We start from the raw sequence: 26,105 nt of genomic DNA, 5'->3' as shown, positions 1-26,105 counted from the left end.
GTTTCCCGATCGGGGGGCCGAATGTGTCAGGTGTGCGTCGAAATAAAGGCCACTGCCGCCTCGGTCAATCGCTCCGGCTGGTCACGATGGGGCGAGTGTCCACAGCGCGCGAGTTTAAGCAGCGCGGCGTGCGGGGCATATCGATGGATACCCTCGATCTGGGCCATGGTGCCGTACTCGTCGTCCTCGCCCTGTACGGCGAGCACCGGGCAGCGGAGATCGGCCAGCAGTGGACGCAGATCCCATGCACGGAATGCGGGATCGAGCCAGATGTCGTTCCACCCCCAGAATGCGGAGTCGACGTCGGCATGGTGGCGCGCCAGCCGCGCGCGCAGGTCCGTTTGCCGATACAGATCGCGCGTGGCCGCGATACTGCGCACCGACACCTCTTCCACAACGATGTGTGGTGCCAGCACGATCAGCCCGGCCACCATGGCGGGGGCGCTGGCCGCGCAGATCAGTGCGATGGAGCCGCCGTCGCTATGCCCGAACAGCCACGGCACGCCATGACGGCGGCCCGCACCAATCTCGAGCACATCGAACAGCGCGGGCAATGCCTCGCGCGCCTGGCGATGCATGAAATCGACGCCCCATTTCTCGTCATGCGGCCGCGGCGTGGACTGTCCGTAGCCATAGCGCGACAAGACCAGGCCGCGCAGGTCGCCCGCCTCGCACAGCTGGCGCGGATAGTCGCGCCACATGCTGACCGAGCCGAGGCCTTCGTGCAGGAACACCAGGAGCGGCCGCTCCGTGCGTTCCGCGCGCAGCCATGCGAACTCGATATCGATCTGCCGGCCATCGAATGGGATGCGTGCCAGTTCGGTTGCCATGCCGCCGCCCTCGTTCACGACAGTCGCGCAGATTGCCGCGTAGCCTCTTCGCGCTGGCGCAGGCGAAAGCGCTGGATCTTGCCTGTGGCCGTCTTTGGCAGTTCGTCCACGCATTCGATCTGGCGCGGATACTTGTACGGCGCCAGTCGCGACTTCACGAACGCCTGCAACTCCGCCGCCATGCCGTCATGCCACGTGCTGCCCGGCCGCAGCACCACGAACGCCTTGGGCTTGACCAGTTGCTCGGCATCGGTCACGCCGATCACCGCGGCCTCGAGCACCGCCGGATGCTGCGCGAGCGCGGCCTCGACCTCGAACGGCGACACGTAGATGCCACCCACCTTGAGCATGTCGTCGCTGCGCCCCGCGTAGGTGTAATAGCCGTCCGCGTCGCGCACGTACTTGTCGCCGCTGCGCGTCCATGCGCCGACGAATGTGTCGCGCGTGCGGTCGCGGTTGCCCCAGTACATCAATGCCGCCGAGGGTCCCTTGATATAGAGATCGCCGATGTCGCCGGGCGCGCACGGCTCGCCGCGCTCGTCGAGCAGCTTCAGCTCGTAGCCGGGCACCGGCTTGCCGGTGGTGCCGTAGCGCACCTCGCCGGGCCGGTTGGACAGGAAGATATGCAGCATCTCGGTGGAACCGATGCCGTCGAGGATGTCGCAGCCGAAATGCGCGAGGAAGCGATCGCCGATATCGCGCGGCAATGCCTCGCCAGCCGAGGTACAAACGCGCAGCGCGACATTCGCCCGCGCGGGCAGATCGGTAGCGGCAAGCATGCCGGCGAATAGCGTTGGCACGCCGCAGAACACGGTCGGTCGATGGACGGTCAGCCGCTGGAACACAGCCTGCGGCGTCGGTCGTTCGGCCATCAGCACCGTGGTGGCGCCCACCGACAGCGGAAAAGTCAGCGCGTTGCCGAGGCCGTACGCGAAGAACAGCTTGGCCGCCGAGAACACCACGTCGTCTTCGCGCAAGTCGAGCACGCGGCGCGCGTACAGGTCGGCGGTATGAAACAGATTGCCATGCGTGTGCACGGTGCCCTTGGGCCGGCCCGTCGAGCCCGACGAGTAGAGCCAGAACGCCATGTCGTCGGGACCGGTTGGGGCCACGGCGGTGGCATGGCTTTCAAGCGCGCCGCGTTGTGGGGGGACCATCGGGGCGACCATCGTGACGACCATCGCACTGACGCTTGGCACGTCGTGCGGCGCATCGCCAGGCGCGGCAACGATGACGTCCGGCAGCGGTGCGGAGCCGAGCTTGTCGAAAGCCGCGTGCATGCACGGCAGCAACGTGCCCGACACCACCACCGCGCGCGCGCCGCTGTGCTCGAGCATGTACGCGTAATCGTCCGCGGTCAGCAATGTGTTCACGGCCACCGGCACCACGCCGGCGAGCAGACAACCGAGAAACACCGTGGGGAAATCGATCGTGTCGAGCGCGCACAGCAGCACGCGTTCCTCGCGCCGGTAGCCCGCGCAGCGCAACGCCGCCGCAAAGGCGCGGCAGCGCGCATCGAGTTCGGCAAACGTGGTGGCGCCCTGATCGTCAAGGTAGGCGACCTTGCCGCCACGGCCAGCGGCGAGGTTACGGGACAGCAGGTCGTGCGCGGCGTTGAAGCGCGGGGGCAGCTCGGCAATGACCGGGGGCGTCATGTCTCCACTCCTGTGACCGTGGTCGGGCGATGGGTGAATGGCCCTTCGCGTCCCAGCGTCAGCGCTGTGTTATCGATTCCGATGCATTTTATTTCATATGTCCTAACATGCAAGCAAGGGTATGCACTATATAACTGCTGCCCATGGCACGATCTTCGGACGCCGGTGTGGCCGAGCCCTCAGCCCGAGCCCCACCCCGAGCCGTATAATGCGGCCCAATGTGACCCATCCCTCCTCCACGTATGCGTCGCGACCCTGATCCGCAACAGCATTCCGATGACCGCCCCGAAAGTCCGGATCGCCCTGCCGCGGCTGCGGCCACGGCGGTGCGCGACCCTTATCTGACGCAACTCGGCGACCGCATCCGCTCGCTACGCGCGGCGCGCGGCATGTCCCGCAAGGACCTGGCGCGCGGGGCCGATGTCTCCGAACGTTACCTCGCCAATCTCGAAACCGGTACCGGCAACGCCTCCGTGCTGCTGCTGCGCGAGGTGGCGCGCGCGCTCGATGTGCCGCTGCCCGTGGTGCTGGCCGAAGTGGACGTACGGGCCGACGTTGACGCGCAGGGCCACAACGATCAAGTGGAGCGCCGCATCGACGGTCGCGCCGGCGTGGTCGTGCCCACGGCCCAGCATCCGAACCAGCGCGCCGCGGAGTTTTCACAGCTCGTGCAATGGCTCGCGCAACTGCCGGCGCACGACCTCGCCCGCGTGCGCGAGGCCGCGCAGCAGGCGCTCTCGCCCGCGGCCTCGCGTGCCGCGCGCCATCGCCGCATCGCGCTGATCGGCCTGCGCGGCGCCGGCAAATCGACGCTCGGCCGCGCGCTGGCGGGCGCCGAGGAGATGCCGTTCGTCGAACTGAACAGCGCGATCGAGCGGGAAGCCGGCGCAAGCCTGTCCGAGATCCACTCGCTCTACGGTCAGGCAGCCTATCGGCGCTACGAGATGCGCGCGCTCGAACGCGTGCTGCGCGATCACGAGACCATGGTGCTGGCCACGCCCGGCAGCCTCGTCTCCGAGCCCGCCACGTTCAATCTGCTGCTGTCGAACTGCTACACGGTCTGGGTGCGCACCTCGCCCGAAGAGCATATGGCACGCGTGGTCGCACAAGGCGATATGCGCCCGATGGAAGGCAACCGCGAGGCCATGACCGATCTGCGCCGCATCCTGCAGGCGCGCTCGCCGCTGTACGCGCGCGCGGATCTGGCCATCGATACCAGCGGCCAGGACGCCGACACCTCGCTGCGCGCGCTGCGCGAACGCCTGCGCGACGAAGACTGACGCGCGCTTAGCCAGGGATAGCAAAACCACGGGTTGCGTCAGCCTCATTGGTGCACTATATTTCATCGCAATATGCGAAGCACTATAGTGCACTGAGGAGACGCTCCAATGTCCATGCCGGCTCTCGCCCCGCAGGTCAGCGCGCCATCGTCCGCCCATGACGATCTGGTGACTTTCGATCGTCATCCGGACCACTACCGTCATTGGCGCCTTGCCTATGACGGCCCGATTGCCACGCTGACCATGGATGTCGACGAGAACGGCGGCCTGCGGCCCGGCTACGCGCTGAAGCTGAACTCCTATGACCTCGGTGTGGATATCGAGCTGCACGACGCGCTGCAGCGCGTCCGCTTCGAGCATCCCGAAGTACGCAGCGTGGTGGTCACCAGCGCGCGCGAGCGCGTGTTCTGCTCGGGCGCCAATATCTTCATGCTCGGCAAATCGAGCCATGCGTGGAAGGTGAACTTCTGCAAGTTCACCAACGAGACGCGCAACGGCATCGAGGACAGCAGCCGTTACTCGGGCCTGAAGTTCATTGCCGCCTGCAACGGCACCACGGCCGGCGGCGGCTACGAACTGGCGCTCGCGTGCGATGAGATCGTGCTGGTCGATGACCGCTCGTCGGCGGTAAGCCTGCCCGAGGTGCCGCTGCTGGGCGTGCTGCCGGGCACCGGCGGCCTTACGCGCATCACCGACAAGCGCCATGTACGGCGCGATCATGCCGATATCTTCTGCCTGACCACGGAAGGCGTGCGCGGCGAGCGTGCGCGCGACTGGAAGCTTGTCGATGACGTGGTCAAACCCGCGCGCTTCGCCGAACACGTGCAAACGCGCGCGCGCGAACTGGCCGCGCATAGCGACCGCCCTGCCGACGCCACCGGCATCGCACTCACGCCGCTGTCACGCACGATCACGGCCGATGGCTACGCCTATGACACGGTGACGGTCACGCTCGACCGCGCCGCCCGCCGCGCCACGCTGACGGTGCGCGCGCCAGACGCGGCACCGCCGGCCGACCTCGGCGCCATCGTGGCCGCGGGCGCGCAATGGTGGCCGCTGAAGATGGCGCGCGAACTCGACGACGCCATCCTGATGCTGCGCACCAACCATCTCGACCTCGGCATCTGGGTCCTGCGCACCGCCGGCGACGCGCTACACGTGCTGGCAGCGGACGCAACCCTCGACGCGCATGCGCGGCACTGGTTCGTGCGCGAGACCATCGGCATGCTGCGCCGCACGCTTGCGCGCCTGGACGTCTCGTCGCGCAGTCTGATCGCGCTGATCGAGCCAGGCTCGTGCTTCGCGGGCACCCTGCTCGAACTCGCACTGGCGGCGGACCGCAGCTACATGCTCGATACCAGCGACGCCGATGATGTGGATCCGCACACCGCGCCGCGGCTCTGCGTGCATACCGCCAACTTCGGCCGCTATCCGATGCCGAACGGCCTGCCCCGGCTGGTCGCGCGCTTCTACGGCGAGGCGGTACCGATCGAGGCCGTACGCGCACGCCTCGACACGCCGCTCGATGCGCGCGCGGCCGAAGCGCTCGGGCTCGTCACCATGGCGCCCGACGATATCGACTGGGACGATGAGATCCGCCTGGCGCTGGAAGAACGCGCGAGCCTCTCACCCGATGCGCTGACCGGGCTCGAAGCCAACCTGCGCTTTGGCGCGCACGAGACCATGGAGACCCGCATCTTCGGGCGGCTCTCCGCATGGCAGAACTGGATCTTCAACCGGCCCAACGCGGTCGGCGAGCACGGTGCGCTCAAGGTGTTCGGCACCGGCAACAAGGCCCGTTTCGACTGGGACCGCGTCTGATCACGCCCGAGGAGAACCCCATGAGCATCGACTACAGCCAGAAGATCCCGAACAACGTCAATCTCTCCGATGACCGCGCGCTGCAACGCGCGCTCGAGCATTGGCAACCGGCGTTCCTCGACTGGTGGCGCGACATGGGCCCTGAAGGTTCGCACGCGCACGACGTGTACCTGCGCACGGCAACTTCGGTGGACCCGTCGGGCTGGGCCCATTTCGACTACGTGAAGATGCCCGACTATCGCTGGGGCATTTTCCTGCCGCCGAGCGATCCCGAACGCCGCATCCACTTCGGCGAGCACAAGGGCGAGGCGGCATGGCAGGAAGTCCCGGGCGAGCACCGCGCCAATCTGCGCCGCATCATCGTGACGCAGGGCGATACCGAACCGGCCTCGGTCGAGCAGCAGCGCCACCTCGGCCTGACCGCGCCCTCGCTCTACGACCTGCGCAACCTGTTCCAGGTCAACGTCGAGGAGGGCCGCCACCTGTGGGCGATGGTCTACCTGCTCCATCGCTACTTCGGCCGCGATGGCCGCGAAGAAGCCGAGGCGTTGCTTGGCCGCCGCTCGGGCGACGAAGACAATCCGCGCATCCTGGGCGCGTTCAACGAGCGCACGCCCGACTGGCTCGCGTTCTTCATGTTCACGTACTTCACCGACCGCGACGGCAAGTTCCAGCTTTGCGCGCTGGCGGAGTCGGGGTTCGATCCGCTCGCGCGCACCACGCGCTTTATGCTGACCGAGGAAGCGCACCATATGTTCGTCGGCGAGTCGGGCGTGTCGCGCGTGATCCAGCGCACCTGCGAGGTCATGCGCGAGCGCGATATCCACGCCCCCGCCGACGTGCGCGCGGCTGGCGTGATCGATCTGCAGACGCTCCAGCGCTATCTGAATTTCCATTACAGCGTGACGATCGACCTGTTCGGCGCGGACCAGTCGTCGAATGCCGCCACGTTCTACAGCGCCGGGCTCAAGGGCCGTTTCGAGGAAGGCAAGCGTGACGACGATCACGTGCTCAAGCAGGAGGTCTATCGCATCCTCGAGGTCCAGGACGGAACACTGACCGAGCGCGAGGTGCCGATGCTCAACGCGCTCAACGAAGTGCTGCGCGACGACTACATCCGCGATTCGATGGGCGGCGTGGCACGCTGGAACAAGGTCATCGAGAAGGCTGGCATCCCGTTCCGCCTGACCGTGCCGCACAAGGCCTTCAATCGCCGCATTGGGACGTTGGGGACGCTGTCGAATATTCGCGTGACGCCGGAGGGGGCGCTGATCAGCGAAGCCGAATGGAACGCGCGGCAGCACGAATGGCTGGCGACCGAAGCCGATCGCGCGTTCGTGGCCTCGCTGATGGGTCGCGTGGTCGAACCGGGCCGCTATGCGAACTGGATCGCGCCACCGGCCGTGGGTGTCAACCGCCAGCCGATGGATTTTGCCTATGTCCGCTTCAACTGAGATCATCAGGCAGCACCTGATCGATCCCGAGATCTGCATTCGCTGCAATACCTGCGAGGACACTTGCCCGATCGGCGCCATCACGCACGACTCCCGCAACTATGTGGTGCGCGCCGAGGTCTGCAACGGCTGCGGCGCGTGCCTGTCGCCGTGTCCCACGGGCGCGATCGACAATTGGCGCATGATGCCGCGCGCGCAGGCGTATCCGATCGACGCGCAACTCGAATGGGATGAGCTGCCCGCGGCGGTGCCGATGGAAGCGACCCTGGAGGCGACCGTGGCCGATGCGGGCGCCATGCAGACCGACGCCCCCGTCCAAGCCGTGGAGACCAGCCAGCACACGTCTCCACGCGCGCCGTGGTCGGCCGCCCATCCCTACGTGAACCTGCACGGCGTGCACACGCCGATCATCGCCACCGTCGCCGGCAACTACCGTCTGACCGCCGACGACGCCTCGAGCGATATCCACCATCTGGTGCTCGACTTCGGCAACCAGTTCTTTCCGGTACTCGAGGGGCAGGCAATCGGCATCGTGCCGCCCGGCACCGATGCGCGCGGCAAGCCGCATTACATCCGTATGTACTCGGTGGCGAGCCCACGCGACGGCGAGCGCCCCGGCTACAACAATCTTGCACTGACGGTAAAGCGCGTCGAGCACGATCACGACGGCCAGCCCGTGCGCGGCGTGGCGTCGAACTTCCTGTGCGACCTCGCCAAGGGCGACACTGTGCAGGTGGTGGGCCCGTTCGGCAACACGTTCCTGATGCCGAACCATCGCGAAGCCAGCGTGATGATGATCTGCACCGGCACCGGCTCCGCCCCGATGCGCGCGATGACCGAGCGTATGCGCCGCCAGCGCGAAGCATTCGATGGCCGGCGCCTGCTGTTCTTCGGCGCGCGCCATCCGGCGGAGCTGCCCTACTTCGGGCCATTGCAGAAGCTGCCGAAGGACTTCCTCGATATTCATCTCGCCTTCTCGCGCGATGCGGCCGCGCCGCGCCGCTATGTGCAGGACGCCATCCGCGAGGCTGCCGCCAGCGTGGCCGCGCATCTGGGCGACGCGCATGCCTACGTCTATATCTGCGGACTCAGAGGCATGGAGGAAGGCGTACTGGCGGCCTTTGGCGAGGTGTGCGCGGCGCATGGACTGGACTGGTCCGCGATCGAAACCGCCCTGCGCACGGAGGGGCGTCTGCATATCGAAACCTATTGATCCGCATAAAGCGACTTCCCTTCTGAAACTGGCCGCCTATAATGTTTCTCAAGAAACAGCGAATCATGAACATAGCGGCCAGGAGCAGCCTTGATGCAAGCCAGCCAGATTCCGGAGACAGACCCCGCCAGCGGACCCGATCCCGGCACCACGCTGACCAAGGCGGTCATGCGCGCGGCCGCGTTTCTCGGCATCAGCCAGGCCGTGGTCGCCAGCGTGCTCGGCATCAGCACCGCCTCCGTGTCGCGCATGGCCTCGGGCGGCTATATCCTCGACGCGCATCGCAAGGAGTGGGAGTTCGGTGTGCTGTTCGTGCGCCTGTTCCGCTCGCTCGACGCCATCCTCGGCCATGACGAGCAGGCGCGTCTCTGGCTGACCCACGACAATCTCGCGCTGGGCGGCAAGCCGCTCGAACTCATCCGCACCACCGAAGGTCTCGTACGTGTCGTTCACTACCTGGACGCCACCCGCGGTCGCATCTGAGCGCAAGCCACTTGCGCTCACGCTATGGCGGGCCGTGGAGGCCCAGCATGTGGTATCGACCATGCCGCTCGTCGACAGCCTCGAGGAACAGGCCGTGCTCGAGCGCGTGCTGGAAGCCGGCAAGCCGCAGATACCCGCCGACGCGCGGGCGCTGCACTATCTGATGTTCACGCCGTTCCGTTATCCCACTGCCGCAACCGACGCCAATCGCGCCTCGCGCTTTCGTGGCGCGCAGGACCCGGGCGTGTTCTACGGGGCCGACGAAATTCGCACCGCGTGCGCGGAGCTTGGTTACTGGCGCTGGCGCTTTCTGCTGGACAGCCCCGACCTGCCACGCATCGATGCCCGCGCGCAGACATTGTTCCAGGTCAGCGTGCATGCGCCGGGTATCGCCCTGGATGCGCCGCCATTCACCGCGGACGACGAGGACGCCGCGCGCTGGACCCATCCCACCGACTACACGGCCTGCCAGGCCTTCGCGCGCCTCGCGCGCGAGGCCGGTGTCGGCGTGATTCGCTACACGTCCGTGCGCGATCCCCGGCACGGTCGCGCCGCCGCCGTATTGAGCCCGCGCGCATTTGATGCACCGCATCCACGCGAGACCACCACGTGGATGCTCACGGTGCGACGCGATCGCGTGATCTGGCAGCGCGACGATCTGCAACTGCGCGACAGCTTTGAATTCGAGGCCACCGCATGGCAAGCGTGAGCGGTAAAGAGAGCGTTTGAAGTTATGTGTTGCAATGCAAAATTAGCTGACATATAATTTCAGCTTCGACGGACGCGGGGTGGAGCAGTCTGGCAGCTCGTCGGGCTCATAACCCGAAGGTCGCAGGTTCAAATCCTGCCCCCGCAACCAACGCTTGATGTTTAAGCGTTTAAACGACCGTCGAAAAATACATCAACCCGCTCAGCGCTTTATGGCTCGGCGGGTTTTTTGTTGCCTGCCGTTTTTGCGACATCCTCCCACCCCCCTCTCCACGCAATATCTGCATCGCTGCCACGTTCAATATGCAACGCGCGGCGCGAGAAGCGGCGCATGCTACCCGTATGCGGCAGGAACGCGTCTTGCGCAGGTCATGGCTCCATCACACTTTCCTTGAGGAGCATGTCATGGCGAATTCCAAGAAAACTGCAGCGAAATGGATCACCGGTGCGCTGACCTGCGCGATGCTCGTCAGTGGCGCCGCATTTGCACAGGGCGGTGGCGGCGGAGGTGGCGCGGGCGGTGGCGGCGGTAGCGCCGGCACGGGCACCGGTCTTGGCGGCGCACCGGGCACGAGCACCGGCACGAAGTCGGGCACCACGGGTCCAGGCGATACGCCGGCGACCAACCCGTCAGGCGCGCGCGGAACCACCGCGCCCGGCACCAACGCACGCGACCAGGCCCGCGACAGCACCATGCCGCGTGACAACTCCATGAACCGCGACGCTGGCCGGACCACGCCGCGCAGCGGTACGACGCCGGGCACGGGTACCATGCCCCCGGGCACTGGCACGCCGGTTCCCGGCTCGCCGGGCACGGCGGGAACCACGGGTAAGTAAGCGCGACACCGCCCTCACCCCCGGCTCCCCTCCCGCAGGGAGAGGGGAGCCAAACCGTGAGGTACGGGGCAGTGTTAGTACGGTGAGGACGGCCGGCGGCGCGGTGATACACTTGGCGCCATTCCTTCCGGACGTCCCTCATGAAATTCTGCTCGAACTGCGGCCATGCGGTCGTCTTGCGCGTACCCGATGGCGACAACCGCCCCCGCAGCGTGTGCGACAGCTGCGGCACGATTCATTATGTGAATCCGCGCAACGTGGTGGGCACCATCCCGGTCTGGGAAGACAAGATCCTGATCTGCAAGCGCGCCATCGAGCCTCGTTATGGCTTCTGGACGCTGCCCGCGGGTTTTATGGAAGTTGCGGAAACCACCGCACAGGCCGCGGCCCGTGAAACGCTCGAGGAAGCCGGTGCGCGCGTGCAGGTGGGCGAGCTGTATTCGCTGCTCAACGTCCCGCATGTGCATCAGGTCCATTTGTTCTACCTGGCCACGCTCGACGATCTCGATATCTCGGCGGGCGAGGAAAGCCTCGAGGTGAAGCTGGTCACCGAAGCGGACGTGCCTTGGGACGATCTGGCATTCCCTACCGTGATTCATACCCTGCGCTGCTTCTTCGCGGATCGCGCGGCCGGTCGCATTGCCGATGGCAGCTGGCGCCTGCATAGCCTCGATATCGACAAGCCCATGCGGCCACTGTCGAGCCGCGCCACCGTCACGCCCTGACGCTCGCTCCTTTGTCGCGCCAGATGCGCCCCCCAATGCGTCCCCCGCGGCGGCGCCACCTCCTATGATCACCTGGCTGGACCCGCAGGACCCATTTCCGCCCGTCGAGCGGGCCCTGGGCCCTGCCTCCGACGCGCCGGGGCTGCTCGCCGCCAGTCGCGACCTCTCGCCGCAACGGCTCCTGCTGGCCTATCGCCAGGGTATTTTCCCGTGGTACTCCGAAGGCCAGCCCGTATTGTGGTGGAGCACCGATCCGCGCATGGTGCTGGCCCCGACCGCGTTGCGCGTCTCGGTCACGCTGCGCAAGACCCTGCGCCGTGTGCTGCGCGACCCCGCGTGGGAGATTCGCGCCGATGACGACTTTGTCGCGGTGATGCGCGCCTGCGCGATGACGCCGCGTGACGGCCAGCTCGGCACGTGGATCACCGACGAGATCGTCGCGGCCTACAGTGCCCTGCATCGCAACGGGCTCGCGCATTCGGTGGAGGCCTGGTACGAGGGCGAGCGCGTGGGCGGCCTGTATGGCGTGGCACTCGGCCGCATGTTCTACGGCGAATCGATGTTCGCGCATCGCACCGATGCGTCGAAGATCGCGCTCGCGGCGCTATGCGCGTTCCTGATCGGCCATGGCGTGACGCTGATCGACTGCCAGCAGGAAACCGACCATCTGGCCTCGCTCGGCGCCGGCCCGATCAGCCGCGCGGACTTTCTCGCCCACGTGCGAGCGGCCGCGGCGCTGCCGGAAATCGAGACGTGGCAGTTCGACAAATCGGTGCTGAACCATTGGGCGTGGGCTGCGGCCTGACCTCTGTTAGACTGCGTTCAGGCTCACCACGCCCGATTTGACGCCATGAGCAAGCTCAAGGAACTTCCGCTATCCGCGCTGCAGTTTTATGCAACAGCGCCATACGCTTGCAGCTACCTCGACGGCCGTATGGCCCGCTCGCAGGTGGCCACGCCCGCCCACCTGATCAACGCCGATGTTTATTCGCGCCTCGTGCGCGCCGGCTTCCGCCGCAGCGGCATCTTCACGTATCGCCCCTATTGCGACGAATGCCACGCGTGTACGCCATGTCGCGTGCTGGTGGACGAGTTCCGGCCCGACCGCAGTCAGCGCCGCGCCCTGCGCCAGCACGCGAGCCTGCAGGCGTTGGTGGCGCCGCTGACCTACGTCGAGGAGCACTACGCGCTCTATCTGCAGTATCAGTCGCTGCGTCACGCCGGTGGCGGCATGGATCAGGACAGCCGCGACCAGTACGAGCAATTCCTGCTGCAAAGCCGCGTGAACTCGCGGCTGGTCGAGTTCCGCGAACCGCCGGACTCGCCCGAGGCTGGGCGGCTGCGCATGGTCAGCATGATCGACGTCCTCGACGACGGCCTGTCGTCGGTCTACACGTTCTATGACCCACTCGAGGTCGGCGCGAGCTACGGCACCTACAACATCCTGTGGCAGATCAATCAGACCCGCGAACTTGGCCTGCCGCACCTGTACCTCGGTTACTGGATCGCCGACAGCCGCAAGATGGCATACAAGTCGCGCTTCCGGCCGCTGCAGATCCTAACGGGCAATCAGTGGCAGGCATTCGAGCCGGCTGCCGAAGATACGACGGAAGCGCCGACGCCCCAGCCGTGAGGTGATATGGAGCCCTGCGGCGCGGAGCGGCTTGCGCCTCCCGGTACAATGCCGCCCTGACCTGAACTCCCTCGCGGCGCCCGCCGCGTCTTTCGCCCCGTGCTCAACGCGCTCTATCCCCTGTTCCGCCCCGCCCTGTTCTCGATGGATGCGGAGGATGCCCACCATTTCACGCTGAACAACCTGCTGCGCGCGCATCGCATGGGTCTGGGCGGCTGCATCGGCAACAGCATCGCCGACGACCCGCGCACGGTGATGGGCGTGCGGTTTCCGAACCCGGTGGGCCTGGCCGCTGGCCTGGACAAGGATGGCGCGTATATCGACGGCCTGGCCGCGCTCGGCTTCGGCTTTATCGAGGTGGGCACGGTCACGCCGCGCGCCCAACCCGGCAATCCGCGTCCGCGCATGTTCCGCCTGCCGCAGGCCGATGCGCTGATCAACCGCATGGGCTTCAACAATGGCGGCGTCGATGCCTTCGTCGCCAACGTGCAAGCCTCGCGCTGGAAAGCTTCCGGCGGCGTGCTTGGGCTGAATATCGGCAAGAACGCCGACACGCCGATCGAACGCGCGGTGGACGACTACGTGTACTGCCTCGAGCGCGTGTATCCGCACGCTAGCTACGTCACCGTCAATATCTCGTCGCCGAACACCAAGAACCTGCGCCAGTTGCAGGGCGCCAGCGAACTCGATGGCCTGCTGTCGACGCTCCGCACCGCGCAGCAGCGCCTGGCCGATCAGCACAAGCGCTACGTACCGCTCGCGCTCAAGATCGCGCCGGATCTCGACGACGATCAGGTGCGCAATATCGGCGATGCGCTCGTGCGTCATGGCATCGATGGCGTGATCGCCACCAACACGACGATCTCGCGCGACGCGGTCAAGGGCCTGCCCCACGCCGAAGAAGCCGGCGGCCTGTCGGGCCGCCCCGTGTTCGAGGCGTCGACGCGCGTGGTGCGTGCGTTGCGCGCGGTGGTCGGCGATGCGGTGCCGATCGTCGGTGTCGGTGGCATTTTCAGCGGCAGCGACGCGCGCGCCAAGATCGATGCGGGCGCGCAGCTCGTGCAGGTGTACAGCGGGCTGATCTATCGCGGCCCCGCGTTGGTGCGCGATTGCGCAAACGCACTGCGCTGACCGGCCCCGGCTCGACCGCGCTCCGGCGCGGAGTGTTGAATCGGGCCGAAAACGGCATTTCCACGCAATAAACTGCGCTTAGCGTCGCGTGCCGGAGTGAATTCCGGCACGATATGCCGCACTGCCGCACTAAAACAGGGCCAGCCGGCCGCCGAAAATGGTATGCTTTCGGGCTTCCTGAAAACAAAATCCCATCTTCGGCGGAGAACAACTACATGCTGCGTCTCAAGGCATCTGCCCATTCGAATTTTCTGCGCACCGTGCTCGGTGCGGCCACCGCGCTTGCGCTGCTGGGCGGCGGCGCTGTCCACGCCCAGACCGTCAAGGTACTGTCGATCGTCGACCACCCCGCGCTGGACGCGATTCGCGATGGCGTGCGTGACGAACTGAAGAGCGCCGGCTACGACGCCGACAAGAACCTCAAGTGGGAATACCAGAGCGCGCAGGGCAACACCGGCACGGCCGCGCAGATCGCGCGCAAGTTCGTCGGCGACCAGCCGAACGCGATCGTCGCCATTGCCACGCCCTCGGCCCAGGCCGTGGTGGCGGCCACCAAGTCCGTGCCCGTGGTGTACTCGGGCGTGACCGACCCGGTGGCGGCACAACTGGTAAAGGCCTGGGGCCCCACCGGCACCAACGTGACCGGCGTCTCCGACAAGCTGCCGCTGGACAAGCAGGTAGCCCTGATCCTGCGCGTGGTGCCGAAGGCCAAGACCGTCGGCATGGTCTACAACCCCGGTGAAGCGAACTCGGTGGTGGTGGTCAAGGAGCTCAAGGAGCTGCTGGCCAAGCAGGGCCTGACGCTGAAGGAAGCCGCGGCCCCGCGCACCGTCGATATCGGCCCGGCCGCCAAGAGCCTGGCCGGCAAGGTCGACGTGATCTACACCAACACCGACAACAACGTGGTGTCTGCTTACGAGGCGCTGGTCAAGGTGGCGAACGAATCGAAGATTCCGCTCGTGGCCGCCGATACGGACAGCGTGAAGCGTGGCGCCGTGGCCGCGCTCGGCATCAACTACAGCGACCTCGGTCACCAGACCGGCCGCATCGTGGTGCGCATCCTGAAGGGCGAAAAGCCCGGCGCGATCGCCTCGCAGACCTCCGACAACCTCGAGCTGTTCGTGAACACCGGCGCCGCCGCCAAGCAGGGCGTCACGCTCTCGCCGGAGCTGGTCAAGGAAGCCAAGACCGTCATCAAGTAAGCGCAACCGAGCTTGACAAGCGGGGCGCCCACGCGCGCCCCGCCCCGCCGCTCTGCTTCGCCGCCTTGCCGGGCACGATCCGGCGGGGCTGCTCCGGATCTTTCGCGCAGTGACCCTGCGCCGCAGCCGGACCTGCTACAGGATTCCCCATGTCCCTCTTCTCGCTTCTGGGTGCAATGGAGATCGGCCTGATCTTCAGCCTCGTCGCCCTCGGGGTGCTGATCTCGTTCCGCATCCTCAATTTCCCCGACCTGACCGTTGACGGCAGCTTTCCGCTCGGCGGTGCCGTGGCGGCGACGATGATCTCCGCCGGCCACGATCCGTTTCTCGCCACCGCGCTGGCCATCGTCGCGGGCGCGGTCGCCGGCTTTATCACGGGCTGGCTCAACGTGCGCCTCAAGATCATGGATCTGCTCGCCAGTATCCTGATGATGATCGCGCTGTACTCGATCAACCTGCGCATCATGGGTCGTCCCAATGTGCCGCTGATCACCGAGCCCACGCTGTTCACGATCCTGCAGCCCGAATGGCTGCCCGACTACGTGCTGCGTCCGGCATTGCTGCTGATCGTGGTGGTGGTCGCCAAGCTCGCGCTCGACTGGTTCTTTGCGTCGCAGCTCGGTCTGGCCATGCGCGCCACTGGCGCCAATCCACGCATGGCGCGTTCGCAGGGCATCGCCACCGGCCGCGCGACGCTGGCCGGCATGGCGCTCTCCAACGCGCTGGTCGCGCTCGCGGGCGCGCTGTTCGCGCAGACGCAGGGCGGCACCGATATCTCGATGGGCATCGGCACGATCGTGATCGGCCTGGCGGCCGTGATCATCGGCGAGACCATCCTGCCGGCACGCAAGCTCGTGTGGGTCACGCTCGCGGTGGTGCTCGGCGCGATTCTCTATCGCTTCTTTATCGCGCTGGCACTCAACAGCGACTTCATCGGCCTCAAGGCGCAGGATCTGAACCTCGTGACTGCCGCACTGGTAACGCTGGCGCTGGTGCTGCCCGCCACGCGCAAGAAGTTGTTCCCGCGCAAGAAAGGAGGTGCCTGATATGTTGCGTGCATCCGACCTCAAGCTCACTTTCAATCCCGACACGCCGATCGAAATGCGCGCGCTGCGCGGCCTGAGCCTCGATATTCCGAGCGGTCAGTTCGTAGCCGTGATCGGCTCCAATGGCGCCGGCAAGTCGACGTTCCTCAATGCGATCAGCGGCGATCAGATGGTCGATTCCGGCCGCATCATGATCGACGACACCGATGTCACGCGCAAACCCGCCTGGGACCGCGCGCATCTGGTCGCGCGCGTGTTCCAGGACCCGCTGGCGGGCACCTGCGAAGCGCTGACGATCGAAGAGAACATGGCGCTCGCGATGGCACGTGGCACGCGTCGCGGTTTTCGTGGCGCGCTCAACAAGGCCTCGCGCGAACTGTTCCGCGACAAGCTGCGCCTGCTGAACCTCGGGCTCGAGAATCGCCTGACGGACCGCATCGGCCTGTTGTCAGGCGGCCAGCGCCAGGCCGTGAGCCTGCTGATGGCGTCGCTGCAGCCGTCGCGCATCCTGCTGCTCGATGAACACACGGCCGCGCTCGATCCGAAGACCGCCGCGTTCGTGCTGGAGCTGACCGCGCGCATCGTCGAGGAGAGCAATCTCACCACGATGATGGTCACGCACAGCATGCGCCAGGCGCTCGACTACGGCCAGCGCACGGTCATGCTGCATCAGGGTCAGGTGGTGCTCGATGTCTCGGGCGACCAGCGCAAGGGGCTCGATGTGCCGGATCTGCTCAAGATGTTCGAGCAGACGCGTCACGAACAGCTCGACGACGACGCCCTGCTGCTGGGCTGAGTTAGTCTTCCCCTGCGGCTTGCATTACGCAAGATCCGTGGCCCGATGAAAATCGGCGCGCCGCTCGGTAGTTAGCATGGTTGGTATTCGTTTGTTGCCTCATTTGTTACCTTAGGCGAGTACCAACCATGTCACGCCAATATCTGCTCCAAACCTCCCACGGACATATCGCGCTGGAAGAATCCGGCCACGGCTCGCAGCCGGTGGTGCTGATTCACGGTAACTCCTCGTGCCGCGCCGTGTTTCGCCACCAGATGCAGGGCGAAGTGGCCGAGCCCTACCGCTTTCTCGCGTTCGACCTGCCCGGTCACGGCCAATCCTCTAACGCCATCGATCCCGTGCGCACGTACACGCGGCCCGGCTTTGCCGATGCGACCATCGAGTTGCTGGCGAAACTGGGCGTCGACGACGTGGTGCTCGTGGGCTGGTCGCTCGGCGGCCATATCGCGCTCGAGGTTGCCGCGCACTTCCGCGGTGTGCGCGGCATCATGATCTGCGGCACACCACCGGTGGGCCGCGACATGTCGGCGGGCTTTATCCCAGCGCCGCATATGCGGCTCGGCAGCCAGCAGGAGTTCTCGGGAGAGGACATCGAGACCTTCGGCCACGCGATTTTCGGCGACAGCTTCAGTCCCGAGCTGCGTGCGGCCATCGCGCGGGCCGATGGCCTCGCGCGCAAGACCATGTTCGAAGCCGCGCGCGCGGGTGCCGGCGTGGATCAGCGCGCGCTGGTGGCATCGCTGCCGGTGCCGCTCGCGGTGGTCAACGGCGCCAACGATCGCTTCGTCAACCTCGACTACGTGGACAGCGTGGCCTACGCCAATCTATGGGAAGACCGTTGCCTGCGCCTGCCCGACACGGGACATGCGCCGTTTCGCGAGGCACCGGCACTGTTCGATCCGGTGCTCGCGCGTTTCCTGCGCGAGGTCGTTACGCAGAAGGTCTAGAACGTCGGTCCGTTTGGGCTAAGACGCATGCCGGGCTGCAGATGCTGCCACGGCAGCTCGGCCGGATCGGCGATAAACGGACCCGGCGCGCGCACCACGAGGATCTCCTCGGCGATCGGCGCGAAGTCCGCGCGGAAGTGCACCGAGCTTTTGTTGACGAGAATCTTCATGCGATCGGGCTCGATGCCGACCACGCGATACATATTGCGGTCGAGCAGTTGCGCCTTGGCCGAACTCACCGCCACCAGCACGCCATCGATGCGCAGTCGCGCCATCGGCCCCATATCGGCGGCCTTGCCGTGCATCATCGGTCCGCCGTAGACGAACTTGCCGTCGGATAACGCTTCCACTTCGAACGTCGCGCGCAGCGGCGCGTCGTCCGCGACCTGCGGGCAGCCGCCGAGCGCGATCTCGATCTTCGCGCCAACGCCGGCGTGATGCGCGGCCGCCGCCGCCGCGGGATCGCACACGATGCCAATCGCCGCGTCCTCCGCGCCGGCCGCAAGCAACGCGCGCAGCATGCCCATCGTGTTGCCGTCGCCACCCACGCCGGGATTGTCCTGCGTATCGGCCAGGATCACGGGGCGCGTCGCGGTTTGCGCCACCGTCATGGCATGGCGCACCGCCACATCGGGCGCCTCGAATGACACGGCCCATTGCGCTTCCGGCTCGCAGATGCGCGCAAGCAGCGCCTCCACCGCGCGCTCGACGCTGCCGCGATCGAAACCATGCCCCCAAACCACCGGGCCGCATTCGGGAAAATCGGCGGCGGGAAAGCCCGGCGCGAACGACAGCGACAACCCCGCGGAGGGTGCCGCCGCTTGTTCGAGGACTTCCAACAACCCATACACGCCCTGCGTCGGCTGCATCATCGTGGACATGCTGTTGACCGGGATCAGGAACGGCACGCGGCGCGCCACGCGATAGGGACGCGTGCCAAGACGCTCGATCTCCAGCAGCAACTCGGCCGCGCGCCGGCCAGTGTCGGCCATATCGACGTGCGGATACGTGCGATACGCAACCGTGGCATCGGCCAGCGTCAGCATCTGCTCGGTAACGTTCGCGTGCAGATCGAGCGAGACCACGATACGCATCTCGGGCCCGACCACGGCACGAATGCGCGCGAGCAGCTCGCCCTCGCCATCATCGACGTGCTGCGCGACCATCGCGCCGTGCAGGTCGAGGTAGATGGCGTCGTAGCTTGCGGCTGCGTGTCCCACCTTCACCGCTTCGACGATCTCGCCCGCGATGCGCTCGTACGCGTCGGTGGTCACATGGGCCGAGGCCCCCGCGCCAGCCCAGATCACGGGCGTGACCGTATGGCCATGGGCGCGTACATGATGGATGAATCCGCTGATCGGCACATTGACGTTCAGCAGGTCATAAACCGCGTCGCCCCGCACCATCGCCGGAAAATCCTCGCCACGGACAAAGCTCTCGTAGCTCGCCATGGTGGGCGCGAACGTGTTGGTTTCGTGCTGGAAGCCTGCGACGAGGATGTTCATGCGGTCTCCTTGATGTCGTACGCGTTACTGCGGCACGAGCTCGACCGAGCGTGCCATCTTGCGGAACTTGTCGGTCTCGTCGGCGTAGAACTTCGCCGAGGTCTCGAGCGTTTGCGGCGGCAGCGGCCGCACGCCGGACAACTCGAGCGCCTTGATCAGCTCGGGCGAACGCAATGCCTGCTGCGACGCCTCGAGCAACACGCGCGCGCGTTCGGGGGGCATACCGGCGCGCGCCATCACACCGATCCAGATCGAGTAGACGAACTCGGACTTCTTCGCCACCTGCGTCTCGCCGATCGCCGGCACGTCGGGCAGATTGCGCATGCGCTGGCTGTCGAGCACCGCCACCGCCTTGATCTTGCGCGACTCGAGCAACTGCGTGGAGGCGCCGATATTGGGCAGGATCGTCATATCGATCTGGTGGCCGGTGAGGTCCGCGAGCATCGGCGTGGCGCCCTTGTACGGCACCTGCAGCACCTTGGCGCCGGTGGCCTTGGCCATGTACTCGGCCACGATGTGGTACATGGTGCCGTAGCCCGGATTGCCGAACGTCAGGCTCTGCGCGCCGGGCGTCTTGCCCGCCGCGATGATCTGCTCCAGCGAGGTGTACGGCAGGTCGTTACGCGTCATCACCACCAGTGGGTGGTTCGACACCGGTGCGACCAATGCGAGCTCTTCGGATTTGTACTTCGCGCTGGCCAGCGCGAGCGGCGTGAGAATGGCCTCGTTCGGCGAGCCCATGATCAGCGTGTAGCCATCGGCGGGACGGCTCAGCAGCCGTTGCATCGCCAGCGCGCCACCCGCGCCGGGCAGGTTCTCGATGACCACGGGCTGGCCGAGCACTTTCGCCATGGCCGGTTGCATCGCGCGCGCCACCACATCGGCGGGGCCGCCGGGCGGAAACGCCACGAGCATCGATACGGGCTTGTTGGGGAAGGCCTCGGTCGCGTGCGCGCTCGTCAGCGCGGTCAGACCGATCAGGCCGGCCGCGGCGAACAGACCACGGGCGATACAAGCGATAGAAGCACTGGGGGTATTGCGCATCCTCTTCCTCTCCGTTCTTCCGCGCCCTGCGATATATCGGGTGTATGGGGTGGGCGTCGTGTGTAACGGATTGTTGTGGCGCGCATGCGTTCGAGCAACAGCAAGTTGGGGAGGACATCGTTGCCTGCCGGGCAACGATGTCGATGCTCACACCATCAACCCATCAGGCCGTCGCGGCCTTGTCGAGCCAGCGGCTCAGCTGATCGGTGATCGCGGTGCTCGAGAACGAGCAACTGTCCTGCGCGAATGCGGCCGACATCTCGAGCCGGCGCAGCAGTTCTTCCATGGCCTGCCCGAACATCGGCGGCAGCGTCAGTGCCGGCGCGGCTTCGCGCCAGGCGCCGACTAGAGCTGTTACCGACAACTCGCCGCGCAGATGGCGGTCCAGCGCATCGCGCATGGAAGCAAGGGATGTGGCATTGCCGCTCATGCGCGCGCCCTCCTCTCCTTGTACAGCTCGCGGAACGTACGGCCGCTGGGCGCGGGCATATCGCGCGTTTCGGTCCAGCCCTTGCCCGCCATCGGCAGACTGCCGATCAGGCGGCTGCGACCACCGAGCCGCGACAGGAACCGCGCGCCAATGCGCGTGGCGAACGCATAGAGCGCGGGTCGCTTCGCGACATAGCCCCACGCCTGCAGCGCAAAGCGCTCCTGCCATGGCCGCAGGCCGCGCTCCATCTGCTTCTCGCGCAGCTTGCGCAACAGGTCGGAGAGCGGAATCGAGGCCGGACAGACCCGATTGCATTCGCCGCACAGCGTGGCCGCCTGCGGCAGGTCAATTGCATTGGCGAGCCCCACATAGCTAGGCGTCAGCACGCTGCCCATCGGCCCCGGATAGACCCAGCCATACGCATGGCCGCCGATCTTCTGATACACCGGGCAGTGATTCATGCACGCGCCGCAGCGAATGCAGCGCAGCATCTCCTGGAATTCGCCGCCGATCAGGCCACTGCGGCCGCCATCGACCAGCACGAAGTACATATGCTCGGGGCCATCCTGCTCACCCTCCGCGCGCGGACCGGTCAGCAGCGAAAAATAGTTCGAGATCGCCTGCCCCGTGGCCGAACGCGGCAGCAGACGCATGACCGTGGACAAATCCTCGAGTGTCGGCAGCACCTTCTCGATGCCGGTCACCGCCACGTGCACGCGCGGCATGATCGTGCACATGCCTTCGTTGCCCTCGTTGGTGACCACGGCCACCGAACCGGTCTCCGCAATCACGAAATTGCCGCCGGTCACGCCCATGTCGGCCGACAGGAACTCGGGTCGCAACACGCCACGCGCTTCGCGCGTCATCTCGGACACATCGGTCAGGCGCGGCTTGTTGTGGACCCTGGCAAAGAGATCGGCAATCTCGTCCTTGTCCTTGTGGATCACCGGCGCGATGATGTGTGACGGCGGCTCCGAATCGTTGATCTGCAGGATGTACTCGCCGAGATCGGTCTCGATGCTCTGCACACCCATCTCGCCGAGCACCTGGTTGAGGCGCATCTCCTCGGTCACCATCGACTTCGACTTGATGACCTTCTTCACGCCATGCTTGAGCGCGATATCGGCCACGAGCTTGGCGGCATCCGCGGTGGTTTCCGCGTAGAGCACCGTGGCGCCGCGCTTCGTCGCGGCTTCCTCGAACGTCGTGAGCCATACGTCGAGGTTTTCCAGCGCGCGATTGCGGCGCTCCTTGAGCGCGGCGCGCGTGGCTTCGAAGTCGATCGCCTGAATCGCCTCCGCGCGCCCGGCGACGAACTTGGTCGAGAGCTTCCTGAGGCTCTGCTGCAGGCGCTGGTCGGCCAGTTTCTGGCCGGCGCGCGCCTTGAATTCCATGCTGTGGACTTGCATCGTGGGGGCTCGTCTCGTGTTGTTATGCGTCGCCGGCCAGCACCTGCGCGATATGGAGCACGCGCGTGCGGTCGTCGCCGGAACGGCGCAGACGCCCTTCGATATTGAGCATGCAGCCGAGGTCGCCCAGCACGACCGCATCGGCGCCGCTTGCCTTGATATTGGCGCACTTCTCGTCGACGATGGCCGTCGAGATATTGCCGTACTTGACCGAGAACGTGCCGCCAAACCCGCAGCACGCCTCGCAGTTGCTCATCTCGGTCAGCGTTACGCCGGGCAGCTTGCCGAGCAACTCGCGCGGCTGCTGCTTGACGCCCAGTTCGCGGAGGCCCGAGCACGAGTCGTGGTAGGTCACATGCCCGGCAAAACCTGAATCGAGCGTCTGCACCTTGGCGACGTTGACCAGAAAGTCTGTCAGCTCGAACACGCGCTCGCGCAGGCCCTCGTAGCGGCCGTGGAGTTCGGGGTCGTCGCGCAGAAGGTCGTGATAGTGATGGCGGATCATGCCGCCGCACGAGCCCGACGGGACCACCACGTAGTCGAACATCTCGAACTCGCGCAGGAATTTCTCGGCCAGGTCGCGCGACACCGCGCGCTCCCCGGAGTTGTAGGCCGGCTGGCCGCAGCATGTCTGCGCCTCCGGCACCATCACGTCGTAGCCGGCGTTTTCCAGCAGCTTGAGTACCGAGAACCCAATCTCCGGACGCATGAGGTCCACCAGGCAGGTAGCGAACAGCCCGACTCGCATCGTTTTCCTTTTTTCCAGACCCGAAACCCCGCAATTATGCCGCGCGGGCGGCATCGCGCGGATGAAGTTATTCAGGTACGGGCCCAATCCCGCTCATCTGTATAGAAGGCCTTTACCTCGTCCCTGTACATTTCACCTATTGAAATTTTCACAATGCGAGATAGAATCAGGCAACCGCTTAAAAATTGCCGCAGGGCAACATTTCACTCATGGCAGAAGCAGAGAAGTCGCCGGGCAAGACCTCCATCCAGGTCATCGAACGCATGATGACGCTGCTCGACGCCCTCGCCCAGCATGCCGATCCGGTCAGCCTGAAGGAGTTGTCGCTGGCTACCGGCCTGCATCCTTCGACCGCGCACCGGATTCTCAACGACATGGTGGCGTGCCGTTTTGTCGACCGTTCCGACCCCGGCAGCTACCGCCTGGGCATGCGGTTGCTCGAGCTCGGCAACCTCGTCAAGGCGCGTCTTTCCGTGCGCGATGCGGCCCTCGCGCCGATGCGCGCGCTGCACCGCGTCACGGGCCAGACCGTGAACCTGTCGGTGCGCCAGGGCGACGAGATCGTTTATATCGAACGCGCGTACAGCGAACGCTCCGGCATGCAGGTGGTGCGCGCGATCGGCGGCCGCGCGCCGCTGCACCTGACCTCGGTCGGCAAGCTGTTCCTCGCCGCGGACGAAGCGGTACGCGTGCGCAGCTACGCCACGCGCACGGGCCTGGCGGGCCATACGCGCACCTCGATCACCGATCTGACCAAGCTCGAGCGCGAACTGAACTGGGTGCGCACCAATGGGTATGCGCGCGACAACGAGGAACTCGAACTCGGTGTGCGTTGTATTGCCGCAGGCATCTATGACGACTCGCGGCGCCTGGTTGCCGGTCTGTCGCTGTCGGCACCGTCCGATCGGCTGCAGGACAGCTGGCTGCAGAACCTCAAGGACACCGCGCTGCAGATTTCGCGCGGTATGGGCTACGCGACCGAAGGCGGCATCGCGGGCCACGGCGGCGCGCTCGCGCATCACGCCACGCACGCTTCGCTGAACCCATCGGCTTAACCCTTAGCTTAACCCTTCGACCCGACCCGCCAAGTCACACGGCGGGCCAGCGTCTGCCACAATGCGAGGGGCGCTCTGTACGAAAGGAGCGCCCCTCTTCCTTTCCGCAACACGCTCCTGCCCATGTCCAGTACCGATTTTCCCGCCCGGCTGACGGAAGCGCTCGGCCCCGATACCGTTCTTACCGCCCCCGACGACATCGCGCCATGGCTGGCCGACTGGCGTGGCATCTATCGCGGGCACGCGCAGGCCGTGGTGCGGCCGCGCACCGTCGATGAGGTGTCGCGCGCGCTCGCGCTGTGCCAGCAGGCCGGCGTGCCCGTGGTGCCGCGCGGTGGCAATACGGGACTCTGCGGCGGTGCCACGCCCGACAGCCAGCCGGTCAACGTGGTGCTGAGCCTGGATCGCATGAACGCGGTGCGTTCGCTCGACACCATCGCCAACACGATGGTCGCGGAAGCGGGCTGCATTCTCGGCAATCTGCGCCGTACCGCCGCTGAAGCCAACCGGCTGCTGCCGCTGTCGCTGGCGGCCGAGGACTCGTGCCAGATCGGCGGCAACCTGTCGACCAATGCCGGCGGTGTGAACGTGGTGCGCTATGGCATGACGCGCGAGCTCGTGCTTGGCGTGGAGGCGGTGCTGCCCAATGGCGAAGTCTTCAACGGCCTGCGCACGTTGCGCAAGGACAATACGGGCTACGACCTCAAGCAATTGCTGATCGGCGCGGAAGGCACGCTTGGCGTGATCACGGCCGCCTCGCTGCGGCTGTTCCCGCGCGCCGATACGCGCAGCGTGGTGCTGGCCGCGGTGGAGTCGCCACGGCAGGCGCTCGAATTGTTCGAGCTGCTGTTCGAGCGTTGCGGCGCGCGCGTGCAGGCGTACGAATTCTTTACCAGCGCGTGCGTGGACCTCGTGCTCGCGCATGCGGCGGGCGTACAGGAACCGTTCGCGCAGCGTTATCCGTCGTATGTGTTGATGGAGTTGGCCGACAGTACCGACGAGGCCGCGCTCAACGCGCTGCTCGAGCAGGTGATCGGCGACGCGCTGGAACGCGAACTGTGCCTCGACGCGGTGGTATCCGCCTCGCTCGCGCAACTGCACGCACTGTGGAAGCTGCGCGAAGAAATCTCCGAAGCGCAGCGCGCCGACGGTCCGCACCTCAAGCACGATATCTCGCTGCCGATCGAGCAGATCCCGGCGTTCATGGTGTCGATGGAAGCGCGCCTGCGCGCGCGCAGCGCCGAGATCCGACCGTTTATCTTCGGCCATTTCGGTGACGGCAACCTGCACTACAACCTGTCCCGCCCCGCCGGCGCCGAACGCGACTGGGCCGCGACGCAAGGCGAAGCGTTCACCGACGAGGTGCTCGACGAAGTGGTGCGCTATGGCGGCAGCATCAGCGCTGAGCACGGCATCGGACAACTCAAGCGCGATACGTTCCTGCATACGAAAGATCCCCTCGAACTGCGCCTGATGCGCGAAATCAAGCGCGTCTTCGATCCGGCGGGCATTATGAATCCCGGCAAGTTGCTTTGATCCGGCGCTGGGCCAACGCTCCTGCCGAGTTATAGCCGGCCACGAAAGCCCACCGGATCATTGCTGAGTTTCAAGAGAAATTCGAGACACTGCGCCGCGAGGCCGCACCGAAGACGATCCCCTTCTCGCCCCGACTGGATGACTATCTAGCCCGCGAGATAGAGCGCCGCCTGCTGGAAGCCGACGACTTAGCCACCATCACCAAAGGCGGTCGCCAAGATATTCCCGACGCCGGAGGCGCCCACGTCGTTGTAGACGAGGATGAGAACCCGCTTTACGCCATGGCATTGCTCGTGGCTGACGAACTCGGCTCCAATACCGCGCTAGGCGATTTGACCTAGGCAGAGAGTTTCGCCCAGGAGAAGCTGCGAGAACTGGGCATCGTAGGGGATCTCGGCACTCCACCCGCTCGAATGGCGCTCATGCATTTATGCAGCGGGCCGCCATTAAGGCGTGGCGGGCTAGAGCAAGCCGAGGTTAAGGCGAAGCCGTAGAGACCCCTGAACCGCTCACGCAACCAGTTCACGACGAGCGCGATGCCGTACGCGTCAGTCTGCCTACGCGCGGCAGTGCCTCGAAGACGCGTCGGGACGTCGAACCGCTCTGGCGACAGCGCA

General features: G+C 66.0%; 24 protein-coding genes and 1 tRNA gene. 18 read left to right on the top strand and 7 right to left on the bottom strand.

The window, feature by feature from the left end:
- Positions 1-26 precede the first annotated feature (26 nt).
- A complete protein-coding gene (locus LDO41_RS02795) occupies positions 27-830 on the bottom strand; it encodes an alpha/beta fold hydrolase (RefSeq protein ID WP_223981543.1) in 804 nt (267 codons plus the stop codon).
- Positions 831-844: 14 nt separating this feature from the next.
- Positions 845-2,485, bottom strand: coding sequence for a benzoate-CoA ligase family protein (locus LDO41_RS02790; RefSeq protein ID WP_223981540.1), 1,641 nt, complete (start codon positions 2,483-2,485; stop codon positions 845-847).
- A 242-nt stretch (positions 2,486-2,727) separates the two neighbouring features.
- On the opposite strand from LDO41_RS02790, the gene LDO41_RS02785 reads away from it, so the two are divergent.
- The 16 genes from LDO41_RS02785 (at position 2,728) to LDO41_RS02710 (ending at position 17,761) form a co-directional block, all read left to right on the top strand.
- Entirely contained in the window at positions 2,728-3,765 is a 1,038-nt protein-coding gene (locus LDO41_RS02785) for a helix-turn-helix transcriptional regulator (protein ID WP_223981537.1), read from the top strand.
- Between the two features lie 108 nt (positions 3,766-3,873).
- Positions 3,874-5,586, top strand: a complete 1,713-nt coding sequence (boxC, locus tag LDO41_RS02780) for a 2,3-epoxybenzoyl-CoA dihydrolase (RefSeq protein ID WP_223981535.1) — start codon at positions 3,874-3,876, stop codon at positions 5,584-5,586.
- Between the two features lie 20 nt (positions 5,587-5,606).
- Positions 5,607-7,040, top strand: coding sequence for a benzoyl-CoA 2,3-epoxidase subunit BoxB (boxB, locus tag LDO41_RS02775; RefSeq protein WP_223981533.1), 1,434 nt, complete (start codon positions 5,607-5,609; stop codon positions 7,038-7,040).
- Positions 7,024-8,253, top strand: coding sequence for a benzoyl-CoA 2,3-epoxidase subunit BoxA (gene boxA / locus LDO41_RS02770; RefSeq protein ID WP_223981531.1), 1,230 nt, complete (start codon positions 7,024-7,026; stop codon positions 8,251-8,253). Before boxB ends, boxA begins: the two co-directional genes overlap by 17 nt.
- A 93-nt stretch (positions 8,254-8,346) precedes the next feature.
- On the top strand, positions 8,347-8,736 hold the full coding sequence (locus LDO41_RS02765; RefSeq protein ID WP_223981529.1) for an MbcA/ParS/Xre antitoxin family protein: 390 nt from the start codon (positions 8,347-8,349) through the stop codon (positions 8,734-8,736).
- On the top strand, positions 8,696-9,445 hold the full coding sequence (locus LDO41_RS02760) for an RES family NAD+ phosphorylase (protein ID WP_223981527.1): 750 nt from the start codon (positions 8,696-8,698) through the stop codon (positions 9,443-9,445). Before LDO41_RS02765 ends, LDO41_RS02760 begins: the two co-directional genes overlap by 41 nt.
- Before the next feature lie 73 nt (positions 9,446-9,518).
- Positions 9,519-9,595, top strand: a tRNA-Met gene (locus LDO41_RS02755).
- A gap of 254 nt (positions 9,596-9,849) precedes the next feature.
- The gene (locus LDO41_RS02750; protein ID WP_223981525.1) at positions 9,850-10,281 is read left to right on the top strand and encodes a hypothetical protein; all 432 of its coding nucleotides are present in this window, start codon (positions 9,850-9,852) and stop codon (positions 10,279-10,281) included.
- A gap of 140 nt (positions 10,282-10,421) precedes the next feature.
- Positions 10,422-11,006 (top strand): NUDIX hydrolase, encoded by a 585-nt coding sequence (locus LDO41_RS02745; RefSeq protein WP_223981523.1) that lies wholly within the window; start codon positions 10,422-10,424, stop codon positions 11,004-11,006.
- 64 nt (positions 11,007-11,070) lie between these two features.
- Positions 11,071-11,811, top strand: coding sequence for a leucyl/phenylalanyl-tRNA--protein transferase (gene aat, locus LDO41_RS02740; protein ID WP_223981521.1), 741 nt, complete (start codon positions 11,071-11,073; stop codon positions 11,809-11,811).
- Positions 11,812-11,856: 45 nt separating this feature from the next.
- Complete coding sequence (locus LDO41_RS02735; RefSeq protein ID WP_223981519.1) at positions 11,857-12,639, top strand: arginyltransferase; 783 nt, start codon at positions 11,857-11,859, stop codon at positions 12,637-12,639.
- A gap of 99 nt (positions 12,640-12,738) precedes the next feature.
- Positions 12,739-13,770, top strand: a complete 1,032-nt coding sequence (locus LDO41_RS02730; RefSeq protein ID WP_223981517.1) for a quinone-dependent dihydroorotate dehydrogenase — start codon at positions 12,739-12,741, stop codon at positions 13,768-13,770.
- Between the two features lie 215 nt (positions 13,771-13,985).
- Positions 13,986-14,972: an ABC transporter substrate-binding protein gene (locus tag LDO41_RS02725; RefSeq protein WP_223981515.1), complete on the top strand. Its 987-nt coding sequence runs from the start codon at positions 13,986-13,988 to the stop codon at positions 14,970-14,972.
- A gap of 149 nt (positions 14,973-15,121) precedes the next feature.
- Complete coding sequence (locus tag LDO41_RS02720; RefSeq protein ID WP_223981513.1) at positions 15,122-16,018, top strand: ABC transporter permease; 897 nt, start codon at positions 15,122-15,124, stop codon at positions 16,016-16,018.
- Between the two features lies 1 nt (position 16,019).
- Positions 16,020-16,814, top strand: coding sequence for an ABC transporter ATP-binding protein (locus LDO41_RS02715; RefSeq protein ID WP_223981511.1), 795 nt, complete (start codon positions 16,020-16,022; stop codon positions 16,812-16,814).
- Positions 16,815-16,942: 128 nt separating this feature from the next.
- Positions 16,943-17,761, top strand: a complete 819-nt coding sequence (locus LDO41_RS02710) for an alpha/beta fold hydrolase (RefSeq protein WP_223981509.1) — start codon at positions 16,943-16,945, stop codon at positions 17,759-17,761.
- Here the strand turns inward: LDO41_RS02710 and LDO41_RS02705 are convergent.
- From LDO41_RS02705 to LDO41_RS02685, 5 genes are all read right to left on the bottom strand, one after another.
- A complete protein-coding gene (locus LDO41_RS02705; protein ID WP_223981506.1) occupies positions 17,758-19,266 on the bottom strand; it encodes a M81 family metallopeptidase in 1,509 nt (502 codons plus the stop codon). The genes LDO41_RS02710 and LDO41_RS02705 overlap by 4 nt on opposite strands.
- Before the next feature lie 24 nt (positions 19,267-19,290).
- The gene (locus tag LDO41_RS02700) at positions 19,291-20,310 is read right to left on the bottom strand and encodes a tripartite tricarboxylate transporter substrate binding protein (RefSeq protein WP_223981504.1); all 1,020 of its coding nucleotides are present in this window, start codon (positions 20,308-20,310) and stop codon (positions 19,291-19,293) included.
- 163 nt (positions 20,311-20,473) lie between these two features.
- Complete coding sequence (locus tag LDO41_RS02695) at positions 20,474-20,740, bottom strand: hypothetical protein (protein ID WP_223981502.1); 267 nt, start codon at positions 20,738-20,740, stop codon at positions 20,474-20,476.
- Positions 20,737-22,149, bottom strand: a complete 1,413-nt coding sequence (locus LDO41_RS02690) for a LutB/LldF family L-lactate oxidation iron-sulfur protein (RefSeq protein ID WP_223981500.1) — start codon at positions 22,147-22,149, stop codon at positions 20,737-20,739. Before LDO41_RS02690 ends, LDO41_RS02695 begins: the two co-directional genes overlap by 4 nt.
- A gap of 22 nt (positions 22,150-22,171) precedes the next feature.
- On the bottom strand, positions 22,172-22,897 hold the full coding sequence (locus LDO41_RS02685) for a (Fe-S)-binding protein (RefSeq protein WP_223981498.1): 726 nt from the start codon (positions 22,895-22,897) through the stop codon (positions 22,172-22,174).
- Positions 22,898-23,106: 209 nt separating this feature from the next.
- On the opposite strand from LDO41_RS02685, the gene LDO41_RS02680 reads away from it, so the two are divergent.
- Complete coding sequence (locus LDO41_RS02680; protein ID WP_223981496.1) at positions 23,107-23,952, top strand: IclR family transcriptional regulator; 846 nt, start codon at positions 23,107-23,109, stop codon at positions 23,950-23,952.
- Between the two features lie 123 nt (positions 23,953-24,075).
- Positions 24,076-25,488 carry an FAD-binding oxidoreductase gene (locus tag LDO41_RS02675; protein ID WP_223981494.1) on the top strand — a complete coding sequence of 471 codons (1,413 nt, stop codon included), beginning with the start codon at positions 24,076-24,078 and terminating at the stop codon, positions 25,486-25,488.
- Positions 25,489-26,105 lie beyond the last annotated feature (617 nt).

The sequence above is a fragment of the Cupriavidus pampae genome (genome assembly GCF_914271485.1).
GTDB classification, from domain to species: domain Bacteria; phylum Pseudomonadota; class Gammaproteobacteria; order Burkholderiales; family Burkholderiaceae; genus Cupriavidus; species Cupriavidus pampae.
Note: the sequence above shows the minus strand (reverse complement) of the source record. Positions and strands in the feature narration are given on the sequence as shown.

Excerpts from the sequence above, each read along its gene's own strand:
- LDO41_RS02795 (WP_223981543.1), bottom strand. The coding sequence starts at position 830 with ATGGCAACCGAACTGGCACGCATCCCATTCGATGGCCGGCAGATCGAT.
- LDO41_RS02790 (WP_223981540.1), bottom strand. The coding sequence starts at position 2,485 with ATGACGCCCCCGGTCATTGCCGAGCTGCCCCCGCGCTTCAACGCCGCG.
- LDO41_RS02785 (WP_223981537.1), top strand. The coding sequence starts at position 2,728 with ATGCGTCGCGACCCTGATCCGCAACAGCATTCCGATGACCGCCCCGAA.
- boxC (WP_223981535.1), top strand. The coding sequence starts at position 3,874 with ATGTCCATGCCGGCTCTCGCCCCGCAGGTCAGCGCGCCATCGTCCGCC.
- boxB (WP_223981533.1), top strand. The coding sequence starts at position 5,607 with ATGAGCATCGACTACAGCCAGAAGATCCCGAACAACGTCAATCTCTCC.
- boxA (WP_223981531.1), top strand. The coding sequence starts at position 7,024 with ATGTCCGCTTCAACTGAGATCATCAGGCAGCACCTGATCGATCCCGAG.
- LDO41_RS02765 (WP_223981529.1), top strand. The coding sequence starts at position 8,347 with ATGCAAGCCAGCCAGATTCCGGAGACAGACCCCGCCAGCGGACCCGAT.
- LDO41_RS02750 (WP_223981525.1), top strand. The coding sequence starts at position 9,850 with ATGGCGAATTCCAAGAAAACTGCAGCGAAATGGATCACCGGTGCGCTG.
- LDO41_RS02745 (WP_223981523.1), top strand. The coding sequence starts at position 10,422 with ATGAAATTCTGCTCGAACTGCGGCCATGCGGTCGTCTTGCGCGTACCC.
- aat (WP_223981521.1), top strand. The coding sequence starts at position 11,071 with ATGATCACCTGGCTGGACCCGCAGGACCCATTTCCGCCCGTCGAGCGG.
- LDO41_RS02735 (WP_223981519.1), top strand. The coding sequence starts at position 11,857 with ATGAGCAAGCTCAAGGAACTTCCGCTATCCGCGCTGCAGTTTTATGCA.
- LDO41_RS02725 (WP_223981515.1), top strand. The coding sequence starts at position 13,986 with ATGCTGCGTCTCAAGGCATCTGCCCATTCGAATTTTCTGCGCACCGTG.
- LDO41_RS02720 (WP_223981513.1), top strand. The coding sequence starts at position 15,122 with ATGTCCCTCTTCTCGCTTCTGGGTGCAATGGAGATCGGCCTGATCTTC.
- LDO41_RS02715 (WP_223981511.1), top strand. The coding sequence starts at position 16,020 with ATGTTGCGTGCATCCGACCTCAAGCTCACTTTCAATCCCGACACGCCG.
- LDO41_RS02710 (WP_223981509.1), top strand. The coding sequence starts at position 16,943 with ATGTCACGCCAATATCTGCTCCAAACCTCCCACGGACATATCGCGCTG.
- LDO41_RS02705 (WP_223981506.1), bottom strand. The coding sequence starts at position 19,266 with ATGAACATCCTCGTCGCAGGCTTCCAGCACGAAACCAACACGTTCGCG.
- LDO41_RS02700 (WP_223981504.1), bottom strand. The coding sequence starts at position 20,310 with ATGCGCAATACCCCCAGTGCTTCTATCGCTTGTATCGCCCGTGGTCTG.
- LDO41_RS02695 (WP_223981502.1), bottom strand. The coding sequence starts at position 20,740 with ATGAGCGGCAATGCCACATCCCTTGCTTCCATGCGCGATGCGCTGGAC.
- LDO41_RS02690 (WP_223981500.1), bottom strand. The coding sequence starts at position 22,149 with ATGCAAGTCCACAGCATGGAATTCAAGGCGCGCGCCGGCCAGAAACTG.
- LDO41_RS02685 (WP_223981498.1), bottom strand. The coding sequence starts at position 22,897 with ATGCGAGTCGGGCTGTTCGCTACCTGCCTGGTGGACCTCATGCGTCCG.
- LDO41_RS02680 (WP_223981496.1), top strand. The coding sequence starts at position 23,107 with ATGGCAGAAGCAGAGAAGTCGCCGGGCAAGACCTCCATCCAGGTCATC.
- LDO41_RS02675 (WP_223981494.1), top strand. The coding sequence starts at position 24,076 with ATGTCCAGTACCGATTTTCCCGCCCGGCTGACGGAAGCGCTCGGCCCC.